Origin of the sequence: Flavobacterium faecale (assembly GCF_003076455.1) — a bacterium.
Taxonomy (GTDB): Bacteria; Bacteroidota; Bacteroidia; order Flavobacteriales; family Flavobacteriaceae; genus Flavobacterium; species Flavobacterium faecale.
The window spans coordinates 1920211-1932762 of sequence record NZ_CP020918.1 but is presented as its reverse complement, the minus strand read 5'-3'; the positions used below and the strand labels follow the sequence as shown (position 1 = coordinate 1932762).

Annotated in this window: 9 protein-coding genes; 7 read left to right on the top strand and 2 right to left on the bottom strand. The window is 35.1% G+C overall.

The window, feature by feature from the left end; all coding sequences use genetic code 11:
- Positions 1-22 precede the first annotated feature (22 nt).
- The 3 genes from murB to FFWV33_RS08495 all read left to right on the top strand — a co-directional run bounded on the left by murB (position 23) and on the right by FFWV33_RS08495 (position 2794).
- A complete protein-coding gene (gene murB, locus FFWV33_RS08505) occupies positions 23-1036 on the top strand; it encodes a UDP-N-acetylmuramate dehydrogenase (RefSeq protein ID WP_108740504.1) in 1014 nt (337 codons plus the stop codon).
- Positions 1037-1145: 109 nt separating this feature from the next.
- Complete coding sequence (locus tag FFWV33_RS08500; RefSeq protein WP_108740503.1) at positions 1146-2252, top strand: glycosyltransferase; 1107 nt, start codon at positions 1146-1148, stop codon at positions 2250-2252.
- Positions 2243-2794: an RNA polymerase sigma factor gene (locus FFWV33_RS08495; protein ID WP_108740502.1), complete on the top strand. Its 552-nt coding sequence runs from the start codon at positions 2243-2245 to the stop codon at positions 2792-2794. The genes FFWV33_RS08500 and FFWV33_RS08495 overlap by 10 nt, the downstream gene beginning before the upstream one ends.
- Positions 2795-2880: 86 nt before the next feature.
- On the opposite strand, the gene FFWV33_RS08490 is transcribed toward FFWV33_RS08495, so the two are convergent.
- The gene (locus FFWV33_RS08490) at positions 2881-3630 is read right to left on the bottom strand and encodes a glycerophosphodiester phosphodiesterase (protein ID WP_108740501.1); all 750 of its coding nucleotides are present in this window, start codon (positions 3628-3630) and stop codon (positions 2881-2883) included.
- Between the two features lie 225 nt (positions 3631-3855).
- Between FFWV33_RS08490 and FFWV33_RS08485 the strand changes: the two genes are divergently transcribed.
- The 4 genes from FFWV33_RS08485 to gap all read left to right on the top strand — a co-directional run bounded on the left by FFWV33_RS08485 (position 3856) and on the right by gap (position 10290).
- Positions 3856-7032, top strand: coding sequence for a TonB-dependent receptor (locus FFWV33_RS08485; protein WP_108740500.1), 3177 nt, complete (start codon positions 3856-3858; stop codon positions 7030-7032).
- Positions 7033-7237: 205 nt separating this feature from the next.
- The gene (locus FFWV33_RS08480; protein ID WP_108740499.1) at positions 7238-8077 is read left to right on the top strand and encodes an energy transducer TonB; all 840 of its coding nucleotides are present in this window, start codon (positions 7238-7240) and stop codon (positions 8075-8077) included.
- Positions 8078-8288: 211 nt separating this feature from the next.
- Complete coding sequence (lipA, locus tag FFWV33_RS08475; RefSeq protein WP_108740498.1) at positions 8289-9158, top strand: lipoyl synthase; 870 nt, start codon at positions 8289-8291, stop codon at positions 9156-9158.
- A gap of 136 nt (positions 9159-9294) precedes the next feature.
- A complete protein-coding gene (gene gap / locus FFWV33_RS08470) occupies positions 9295-10290 on the top strand; it encodes a type I glyceraldehyde-3-phosphate dehydrogenase (protein ID WP_108740497.1) in 996 nt (331 codons plus the stop codon).
- A 196-nt stretch (positions 10291-10486) separates the two neighbouring features.
- On the opposite strand, the gene FFWV33_RS08465 is transcribed toward gap, so the two are convergent.
- Positions 10487-12517, bottom strand: coding sequence for a dipeptidyl-peptidase 3 family protein (locus tag FFWV33_RS08465; protein ID WP_108740496.1), 2031 nt, complete (start codon positions 12515-12517; stop codon positions 10487-10489).
- Positions 12518-12552: the final 35 nt, after the last annotated feature.

The window sequence follows — 12552 nt, the reverse complement described above, 5'->3', positions numbered from 1 at the left end:
GGACCACTTTATTATTTATTTTATGGAATTACAGTCTGCTTTTTCGTTAAAAAACTTTAATACTTTTGGGATTGAAGCCCAAGCCAAACAATTTATAGCCGTGCATACGGTTGCCGAATTAAAAACAGTTTTGGTAGAAAACCCTAGCGAGAAAAAATTTATTTTGGGTGGAGGAAGCAATATGCTTTTGACACAAAACATAGAAGCACTCGTTATTCATATTGATCTAAAAGGTAAAAAAATAATTAAAGAAGACGACGATTTTGTTTGGGTCGAAAGTCAAGCAGGTGAAAACTGGCACGAATTTGTTCTCTGGACTATCGAGCAAGATTTTGGTGGACTAGAAAATATGTCACTTATACCTGGAAATGTAGGCACCACACCCGTACAAAACATTGGTGCGTATGGCGCTGAGATCAAAGATACTTTTGTTTCTTGTGATGCAGTAGCGATCGAAGATCAAGAGTGCAAAACATTTTTTAAGGACGAATGTGCTTTTGGCTACCGTGAAAGCGTTTTTAAAAATGAAGTTAAGGACCAATACATAATTACCTCTGTGGTTTTTAAATTGACCAAAAGAAACCACAAAATAAACATTTCTTACGGTGACATTGCAGGCGAATTGGCTAAAAACAACATCACCACTCCCACGCTAAAAGAGGTAAGCAATGCGGTAATTGCCATTCGAAAAAGTAAATTACCCGATCCAAAAGAATTAGGAAACAGCGGTAGCTTCTTTAAAAATCCAATTGTAAGTAAAAAAGATTTCGAACCAATTCATGCTAAATTTCCAGAAATGAAATTTTATGATATCTCAGAAACCGAAGTAAAAGTTCCTGCAGGCTGGTTAATCGAGCAAGCTGGCTTTAAAGGAAAACGCTTTGGTGACGCAGGTATACATAAGAATCAAGCATTGGTTTTGGTGAACTATGGTGGTGCAACCGGTCAAGAAATCTTGGCTGTATCGAGAGACATTCAACAAACTATCTTTAAGACCTTTGGCATTCAAATTGAAGCTGAAGTGAATGTCATTTAACTCGAAAATGATCAAAAAAATTTTATTTTAAAATTCAGACTATAACATTTAGTATTCCTAATTGTATTCATACCTTTGCACTCGATTTAAAATAACTTTATAAAATCCGATGCTTATACTATTACTTTACTTTTTCATCTTTATTGTTGTTGTTCAATTAGTGTATTATTTAGGCATTTTTAGCAATTTTGCTTTCGCGAAAGCGCAAAAAATAACACCAAAGAGAATTCCAGTTTCCGTTATTGTATGTGCAAAAAACGAAGAAGAAAATGCTCTTGCATTTGTGCCATTATTAGCTGAGCAGAACTATCCCGACTTTGAGATTGTATTAATCGACGATGCTTCTAGCGATAACACACTAGAGGTTTTTGAAGCTTTTGAAAAACAATACGAAAATGTGCGACTCGTAAAAGTACAAAACAACGAAGCTTTTTGGGGTAATAAAAAATATGCTTTGACACTCGGAATCAAGTCGGCAAAAAAAGACTATTTACTTTTTACTGATGCCGATTGCTACCCTACCTCAAAAGATTGGATTACTGCAATGACTTCGCAGTTTACCATGCACAAGACGATAGTTTTGGGCTATGGTGGATATGAAAAAATATCAAAATCATTTTTAAATAAAATTATCCGTTTTGAAACCGTACTTACGGCGGTGCAATATTTGTCTTGGGCAAAAGCAGGTCATCCGTATATGGGTGTAGGGCGTAACCTTGCCTACAAAAAGGAAGAATTTTTTAATGTAAACGGTTTTATCAATCATATTCAGATTCGTTCTGGAGATGATGATTTATTTATAAATGAAGCCGCACATTCAGAAAACACCACGATTGCTTATACGCCAGAGAGTTTTACTTATTCGAAACCGAAGACGACGTACAAAGAGTGGTTTATTCAAAAACGCAGACATGTATCGACTGCAAATCACTACAAAACGATTGACAAGATTCAGTTAGGTATTTTTTATAGCTCACAGTTTTTATTTTTCACAACCGCAATTATATTACTATCATGGCAGTTTCAATGGATGATTGTAGTAGGTTTGGTCGTTGCTAGGTACATTGCAGCTTGGACGATTGTTGGGTCTACTGCCAGAAAATTGAAAGAAAATGATATTAAATTTTGGTTCCCAGTGGTAGAATTAGCACTAATTTTGTTGCAAATGAATATCTTTATCCGAAATATTCTCTCAAAACCCGTGCATTGGAAATAAAAAAGCAAATAGACAAAGCAAAACTAGGCGACCAAACGGCCTTTACCTATCTATTGAATTTTTATTGGAATGAGGTCTATGGCTTCATGCTCAAACGTACCGAAAACGAAACTAATGCCGAGGATATCACTATCGAAACCTTTTCTAAAGCTTTTGATAAAATCGCTACCTATAATCCAGAATTTCAATTTAACACTTGGTTAATCAGTATTGCAAAAAATGTGCATATTGATTTGTTACGAAAAAACAAAGCAAGTCTTTTTGTAGAAATTACCGAGAAAGAAGACCAAAAAGCATACAATATTGCCGACACCACTCCATCTGCGGAGGATGAACTTATTACAGAACAAAATCTGTCGCAACTCTTGCGCTACATCAAGGAATTAAAACCTCATTACCAAGAGGTGATTCAGCTTCGTTACTTTCAAGAAATGAGTTACCAAGAAATCGCCACTACCATTGACGAACCTCTAAACAATGTGAAGGTAAAACTACTTCGAGCGAAAAAATTACTGGCAGAAATTATTAGGGATAAGAGGTAAGCTGTAATTATAAACAAAAAAAACAGCCAATATATTTTTGACTGTTTCTGTACTTTTATCCTTTCTGATATCTTTTTAGAACGTTACTACCTTACTCGCTCAGGGAAGTTTGTAATAATTCCAGACACCTTCATATCCTTCATATTTTTAATATCTAAAGAATCATTTACAGTCCATGGAATTACTTTGTATTTGTTTGCTTTCATAGTAAGTACATCCTCTTTGGTCAACGTTTTATAATAGGGATTTATAGCTTGAGCTTTAACCTCCTTCGCGTTTTTCAAAACTTGATCAATTGGCTCTTGGTAGGTTAATAAACCGATAGCTATAGAATTATTTAGCGCTCTCATTTTTACCAATTCACCTTTTCGAAAGCTTGAAATAAAAAAATCACTCTCTTTCCAACCTTTTCCTTTAAATTTTTCAATTATAGCATAGGTGTCACTTGCAGTATTCTCACCTTTCAATTCAATGTTGAGAACTGCTTTTCTATCGATAGCCAAAATAACTTCCTCTAAAGTTGGTATTTGATGTTTTCCTTCTATCAACACTTTTCGTAAGTCTACAAAATTGTAATCTTCAATCTTTCCTGTTCCATTTGTAATTCTTTCCATTGTATCATCATGAAATACCACAATTTCGCCAGTTTTGATTTTAAAAACATCTATCTCTAGCATATCAGCTTTCAACTCTATTCCTTTTTTTATCGATGCAATTGTATTCTCTGTTGCATGTCCCATCGCCCCTCGATGACCGCATACAATGAGATGATTGGAAGAACAATTAAAAAAAAACAACGCACATATACATGCTACTAGGATGTTACAAACTTTCATAAATAATTAATTAAATTAAGCCTTAAAAGTAGGTTTAACGATACATGCTTATGTTAAGAATTAATTATCTAAAGTGATTCGTACTTTAATAAATGACATTGTCATTAAGTAATTTAGTAGTGATTCTTAGTTTTTATTTAACAATCATATCCTTTATTTATTTTTAAAGTAACATATGATTTTTTGTAAGTTGATTTCTTTGCTTCTGAAAAACAACAACAATTTATGAAACAATTACACCTACATTTATTGACTATTTTTTTAGTCTTTTTTACTTGTTCCAATAGTATAGGACAAACAACTCAAGCTTCTATTACAGGAATTGTGCTTGGTACTAATTCAGAACCGATTAAAAATGCCAAAGTCTTAATCAAAAATCAATCAACTGGTTTTAACATTAGTACTTTGTCTAATTTTAATGGAATATTTACCTTTAAAGAACTACCGCTTGGTGGTCCTTACACCGTAAGTGTAGATGCAGCTCCATTTGGTGAGCAACAACGTTCAGGTTACTCACTAAACCAAGGAGACGTCATCAATATTGAAATAGAAATGCAAAGTCAAACTCAAAATTTGGAAGTTGTAGAAATAGTTGGCCGCGGTTTGAAAAACAAAACAGCAAATCTAGGTGGAGCAACTGCTGTGAGCTCAAAACTTATAAATGCATTACCCGTGAATGGTCGTAATTTTACAAGTCTAATGGATTTATCCCCCCTAAGCAGTGGCGGTACTATCTCTGGACAACTTGCCTCGTCTACAAACTATACCCTAGATGGTATGAATGCAAAAAACCCAACCTCAGCAGGATCCACGACTAGCCGTAGCGGTGCACCTTATTCTATTTCAATTGAAGCTGTTCGAGAATTCAAGGTAGTTACAAATCAATACGACGTAGCCTATGGTCGAAGTGGTGGAGGAACCGTTAGTGCTGTTACAAAATCAGGAACAAATGATCTTAGCGGAAGCATGTTCGTATACAATCGCGCAGATTGGCTTTCTAGTGGATACGATATTAGAGGTAACAGACGTAAAAATAATTTTTCTACAACACAATACGGCTTTACTTTGGGAGGACCAATTATCAAAGATAAACTACACTTTTTTGTAGCATGGGATCACCAAAATGATTCTCGACCACTTATTATTGCTGACGTACAATCTAAAGCAGATGAACTTCGATTTAATATCACTGGAGAAACATTGGATAATTTTGTGACTATAGCTAGAAATAAATACGGAGTATCAAGCTTACCGCAGTATGGAACCTTTGATAAAAAAAGAAATTCTGATGCAGCATTTGCACGTTTGGACTGGCAAATAAATGATTCTAATTTATTGACTGTTCGTAATAACTTTACGTACGATAATAATAAATTAGGACTGCAAGACAATACTACTATCAATCTGTATGAATCTTATGGCAATGACTTAAATCTAGACAATAGTCTTTTGGCTTCTTTAAGAACAAAGGTTAACAGTAGATTTACCAATGAATTGAAGCTACAACACTTACATACCTACCAAGATAGTAGTCCTGGTGATCAATTACCATCTTACAATATCCCTAGAGCCATAGTTGAAAATGTATCATCTACTATTGATGGAGCTGTAAAAACTACCAACATCGAAATTGGAGGTCATCGATTTGCACAGGAAAAATTCACAAATAACGTTTTTCAAATTATTGACAACTTATATTTTAATACCGACAAAGTTAAATATACATTTGGAATTGACCTGATGCAGACAAATTCTAAATCATTGTATGGAAGCGAAGTAAATGGACGTTTCCATTTTAATAGTGTAGCAAATTTTGATAATTTGACGCCATACAGATATTACAGAGAAGTACCTTTGGTAAACGATCCAACTGTTGTATCTAATATTTTGAACGCTGGAATTTACGGACAACTGCAAACAAAAATTGCAACAGGACTAGATATGACATTGGGTTTACGCTTTGACTATTCAAAATATCCAACTGCAACATTTAACAAATTGGTTTTTGATGAACTAAACATTCGTACAGATAATGAGCTACAATCGGCTATCATTCAACCAAGAATACAATTCACTTGGGATGTAAAGGAAAATCACAAAAATTATTTACGTTTTGGAGGTGGTATATTTGCATCTGACTTAAATAACTATGCCATCATCAATAATTTATATTTTGATGGAAATCATACAGCAACAGTTGATGTCCGCGCTCCCAACATTCCCGTTCCTAACTTTTCAGACTACAGAAATAATTATGCTAGCATCCCAACACTAGATGCTTTTCAATTGCCTACTATAAATTATACCGGAACCAATACAAAAGTCCCAGTGGTTTACAAATCAAACATCTCTTTTTCTCATTTCTTCACTGATAAATTTAGAGCTGGAATTGCAGGATACGCAACTTTAGCACGAAATAACTATACGTATGTAGACCGTAACATGGTTAATACACCTTTTTTCACATTGGCCAACGAAGATAATCGTGGTGTATACGTACCAGCAAGCACAATACCAGCAAACGGAGCTGGAGATTGGCTTCAAGGAAGAATTAGTAATAAAATAGGTAGAGTTCTAGAATTAGTTAGTGAAGGGAAAGTGAATCAATTTGCCATGGTTGTAGACGCTACATATCGCTATTTTAAAGAGGGTGAAATCTCTTTTAGCTATACATTAAATGATACAAAAGATAACACATCCTATAACGGAAATGTTGCAAATACAGCAACACTAGTCCTGCCTGTAAAAGACAACCCTAGAGATTTAAGTAAAATGAGTTATTCTGATAATCAATTCAGGCATAAAGTTGTTCTTTATGGAACACTACCAACATTTTACGGATTTAATGTAGGTATCCGCTATTCTGGTATTGGAGGCACACGCTACAGCTTACTTTCTGGAGGAAATACCAATGGAGATTTTGTTTCTGCATCAAATGATTTAGCTTATATATTTGATAAAAACAGTCCAAACACACCGCAAAATATTAAGACAGGACTACAAACCATTCTAGATAACCCAAACGCTAGTCAAAGTATTAAGGACTATATCAATAAATATTCTGGGAAAATAGCAGAACGAAACGGGGGAATAAATAATTTCTACGGAATTGTAGACGTACGAATCAGCAAAAAAATTACATTAAGCAAAAAGCAATTTTTAGAATTTACTACTGATATTTTTAATGTAGCAAACTTACTGAAAAAAGAATGGGGAGTTAATAAATCATTAGGTACGCAATCACTTTACGCCTTAGGTACTCCTGCTGCTGGTACAACTGCTGCAATACCTGGATTCGACAGTTCAAAACAGCAATATAATTATAGAGTAAACAACTCTGGACTACCTTCTCTTTCAGGAAACCCTTTTCAAATCCAAATTGGGTTAAAGTATGCTTTTTAACTAATTTCAATTATCTAACTTCAATAGACGCATCTATCCAATAGTATGAGTCTATTTTTATTTCATCTACCTTTTAACATAATACCTAAATTATTCTTATCTTTTTTTGATAACCTAAACAATATTTTTCTTAATAATGCGTTAAAAAATAAAAGCACCTGCCTATGACTTGATTCTTACTTAACCATTAATACCAAAATGAATTATGTCAAAATCAAGTATCTACGAATCAAACTGGATTAATCTAGTATTCGAAAACAGAAACAAAGAGTACGGAGCGTTCCAACTACGCCAAGAAAGTGCAAAAACATCATTTATGGCTTTATTGATCAGTATTTCAATTTGTGCGCTAGTATTTGCTGTGCCAAAAGTTTTGCAAAGTTTTGATCTCCTACTAAATGATCCTGTAGAAATAGCACCGCCAACTATTGACCGCCCGATCATCCCCGTGCGCTTTACACCGCCACCAACGGAGGTACAACCTGAAGCAAAAGCAATCGTACCAAAGGTAAAACCACAGGTAGTTACAGAGAAAATAGTCGCCAAAAGTCTCGCGCATCCCATTGTTGTTCAAGCCGATCTCGCTACTGCTGATGTTCCAAAAACAGACCTTATTCCGACGTCATCAATAGATCCTAATGCAATTATTGGCGACAAACCAACAATATACAAAGGAGCAACTACCCCAGAGGCCACAGGAACTACTACGTCACCTGGTTATGGAGACAAAATTGCTACAACAGCAGCTCTAGACAAACTTCCTGCTTTTCCTGGTGGAATCGAAAAATTCTACAATTATGTAGGTCGTACTTTTGAAACTCCAGAAATTAATGAGGAAAAAATGGTACGCATTATGGTTTATTTTGTTGTAGAAAAAGATGGATCGATGACCGATATTCAAGTAAAAAACAATCCTGGATACGGCCTAGATAAGGAAGCCATTCGAGTATTGAAATCATTAAAAACAAAATGGACTCCCGGAATAATTAATAAAGAACCCGTTCGTACTGCGTACAGTATGCCTATTTCTGTTCAAATGTATTAATGTTGGCTCTTTGATATAAAAACAGTATTTAACTGAATACAAAACAATTAAGCTGATTTATAGATTTAAATCAATTCGAAAACATGAATTCTCCCTTAAACAGCATCAAACAGATGCTGTTTTTTTTTAACATATCTCTAGGAAACCAAGCCAAAGTTAAACAGCCTTTTTAAATCAAGTTTCATTATCTTTGTAGCCTCAAAAATATGATATGGAAACTGTTTTAGATACGACTGCACCTGTTGCAAAACCAAAATGGCTTAAAGTAAAATTACCAATAGGAAAAAAATATACTGAACTTCGTGGTTTGGTTGATAAATATAGCTTGAACACGATTTGTACCTCTGGAAGCTGCCCGAATATGGGTGAATGCTGGGGAGAAGGTACTGCCACTTTTATGATTCTTGGAAATACTTGCACGCGTTCGTGCGGGTTTTGCGGTGTAAAAACTGGTCGTCCTGAAACTGTAGATTGGGATGAACCTGAAAAAGTAGCGGGATCAATCAAAATCATGAATATCAAGCATGCTGTAATTACAAGTGTGGATCGTGATGATTTGAAAGATGGAGGATCTATTATTTGGATCGAAACCGTTAAGGCTATTCGCAGAATGAACCCAAACACAACACTAGAGACTTTGATTCCGGACTTTCAAGGAATTGAACGTAATATTGATCGAATTGTTGAAGCGAATCCAGAAGTGGTTTCACACAACATGGAAACCGTACGCCGCTTGACTCGCGAAGTACGTATCCAAGCCAAATATGACCGTAGTCTTGAAGTTTTACGTTATTTAAAAGAAAAAGGAATTAATAGAACTAAATCTGGAATCATGTTGGGTCTGGGTGAACAAGAAGAAGAAGTTTACCAAACTATGAGAGACCTACGCGATGCCAATGTCGATGTTGTTACTATTGGTCAATATTTGCAACCAAGTAAAAAACATTTGCCTGTAAAAGAGTTTATCACGCCAGAACAGTTTGCAAAATACGAACAATACGGTTTGGAATTAGGTTTCCGTCATGTTGAAAGTGGCCCACTAGTTCGTTCTTCTTACAAGGCACAAAAACACATTTTATAAAAAAATTAGGGATAGCAAAATAGGCACTTCTTAATTTATACATATAGAAATCTGTTTTGACCAAAATTTCAACAATATATCTCGAGGTTTACCGTATTTTTACATGCATTAAGCCTCGAATTTTAAACTTACTTCTTTGAAAACAAGAATTGCTATAAATGGTTTTGGACGTATTGGCCGAAACCTATTTCGCCTTTTACTCAATCATCCAAGCATCGAAGTTATCGCAATTAATGATATTGCCGATACCAAAACGATGGCGCATTTATTAAAGTATGATAGCATTCACGGTGTTTTACCTAGTAAAGTAACCGCTGATGAAACAGGCTTTTTTGTAGATGACACTCATTATTTATTTTTTCATGAGCGAACGATTTCTAATTTAGATTGGAAAAGTCTGGAGCTTGATTATGTTATTGAATCTACCGGAAAATATAAAACCTTTGACGACATTAATGCTCATATATTGGCTGGAGCCAAAAAAGTGATTCTTTCTGCTCCTGCAGAAGTAGAAAACATAAAGACGGTAGTATTAGGAGTTAACGAACATATCCTTGATGGAACGGAAACTATTATATCTAACGCAAGTTGTACTACCAATAATGCGGCTCCTATGATCAAAGTGATTGAGGAACTTTGCGGTATTGAGCAAGCGTACATTACTACTATACACTCCTACACAACAGACCAAAGTTTGCATGACCAACCGCATCGAGATTTGCGACGCGCACGTGGTGCTAGTCAGTCCATTGTACCTACAACTACGGGGGCAGCCAAAGCGTTGACCAAAATTTTCCCAGAACTTGACAACAAACTTGGAGGTTGCGGTATTCGCGTACCTGTACCAGATGGCTCTTTGACTGATATTACTTTTAATGTAAAACGTAAAGTAAGCATCGAAGAAATTAACCAAGCTTTTGAAAAAGCAGCACAAACAAACCTAAAAGGAATTTTGGATTATACTGAGGACCCAATCGTTTCAGTTGATATCTTAGGAAACCCTCATTCGTGTTTGTTTGATGCACAACTGACCTCTGTGATCGAAAAGATGGTCAAAGTGGTGGGTTGGTATGATAACGAAATTGGCTATTCTTCTCGCATAATTGATTTAATTTTGTTCACTTCAAAATAATTCGCTTTTTCAGGTAGCAAAGTTTTTTTTCTAATATAACTTTCTGCTTTCGACAATAAAAAAGGCTTTAGCTGAAATTCAATATGAATTTCGACTAAAGCCTTTCTTTTTATTTAAGCTCGTTTTATAGTGCTACTTGTTTATACTAAGGCTTCATTTCTTTTGTGTTTTTCATGAATGCCTACAACAAAGAGATCTAGTTTACTGCTGGCAAAAAACTAAAGTTTTTTGCATAATACAACATTTGTTCAGCAAACGTTTTTGGTTGAATCACTTCAATAGAAAGTATTTCGCCTTTTGCATCTACTTTTGGTGTCAAAAATGGATTTACAAAACCGCTGTATGGCGCAGACGGAAATTGTTTGTTACGCTCAATAACTTCAGCATGTATTTTTTGATCCACTTTCACTCCGTAGTTTTCGACCAAAGATTTAGCAGCCTCATAATCTCCTTCAGACTTAATACGTTGTACCTCTTTCAATAATTGTCCAAATAAGTCATGTAGTTTTTCATAATCTGTAATATTGATATAAGTCTTACCATTGCGAACCACTTTCTCAATCACATTCTCATTTTTCCCTTTTTCAAATACCCAAGCACTCACCCATTGGCGATTGCGCATGTGTGCTTCTTCAATACTTTCGCCCAACTTAATTCTGATCAACTGCGACAAAAGTCCATTTCGAATATAAGCATCATAAGACTCCATACCTACTTTTTGCCAATCATCAACCAGTCCTAATTCTTGAATTTTTGGATTGTACAAATAATACAAAGCCACTAGATCTGCACGTCCTTCCTCCATTGTAGAAGCGTAACTCTTTAAAGTTTCTTTTGGTGTTCCAACACCTTCATTGATTTTACCCGATGCGTGTCCTACTACTTCATGCAGCGCTGTATGCAACTTATCCCCCATTTCGCCATATTTCTTGGCTCTCTCAAGTTCTTCACTATCATTTACAAATTCTTCCAATCTACCTTTTCCAGCAGATTTTCCATAAGCATCAACAAGGTTTCCTAACGATACTGATTTTGATCCGTAAGTAGCACGAATCCAATCTGCATTGGGAAGATTGACCCCAATTGGCGTACTTGGAGATGCATCTCCCGCTTCACCCGCAACGATAACCGTTTTATAAGATACCCCAACAACATTTTTCTTTTTGTGTGATGGCGTTAAAGGTGAATTATCCTCAAACCATTGTGCGTTTTTAGACAAAACTTCCATTTTTTTAGACATATCGAAATCCTTAATTTGCACTACCGTTTCATAAGAACCTCTGTAACCCACTGGATCGTTGTATACTTCTATAAATCCGTTGATGTAGTCAATATTTCCCTCTGTAGCTTGTAACCACGCAATATTGTAATCGTCCCAAGTTTTCAAACTACCAGTCGTATAATACTGAATCAATAATCCTAAGGCATCTGCTTGCTTCGTGTTTTCGGCAACGCTTTTAGCTTTTTGCAACCAAAAGATAATTTTATCTATCGCTGCACCGTACATTCCGCCACTTTTCCAAACTTTCTCTTCTAATTGGCCTTTACTATTTCGAACCAATTTCGAATTTAAACCAAATGAATACGGCTTAGCAGCATCAGGACTTTTTTTCTGAGCATAGAAATCTTCTACCTCCTTATGTGTAATTCCATTTCCGTAAAAATTAATTGCAGAACCTTCTACTAATCCTTTAGCCTCATCAAGATTCACTTTTTTGTTGTCTTGATCATTAAAAAGAATTGCTACAATTTTGGGTTCTAACACCGTTTTGGTACTCTTACATAAAGACGCAAAATAGGCTGGTGAAAAATCAGGCTTAATTTTATCATTCGAATAATGATGGTGGATTCCATTTGAAAACCATACTCTTTTTAGGTAGATCTCAAAATTATTCCAATCGCTAGCAGTTTTATCTCCTTTATAGTTAAGGTAAATATTTTCTAGAGCTTTTCTAATTTTTAGATTGTACTTATAATTTTGATCCCACATAATGTCACGGCCTGATGTACCCGCTTGTGTGAGATAATAAACCAATTTTTGTTCTTTTAAAGTCAAATTTTCCCAACCTGGAATTTGATACCTTAAAACCTTAATATCTGAAAATTGCTCTACTTGAAAATCAAATGAATTTTCTTTGTTTTCCTTTTTACTAGCAACATCTTGAGCGGTACCCACCAAAGACGCAAAAAAAGTTAGCGCAAGGCTAGCATTATAATAAAACTTCATACGTGTTTTTTGTTAAAATTATAACACAAATATAA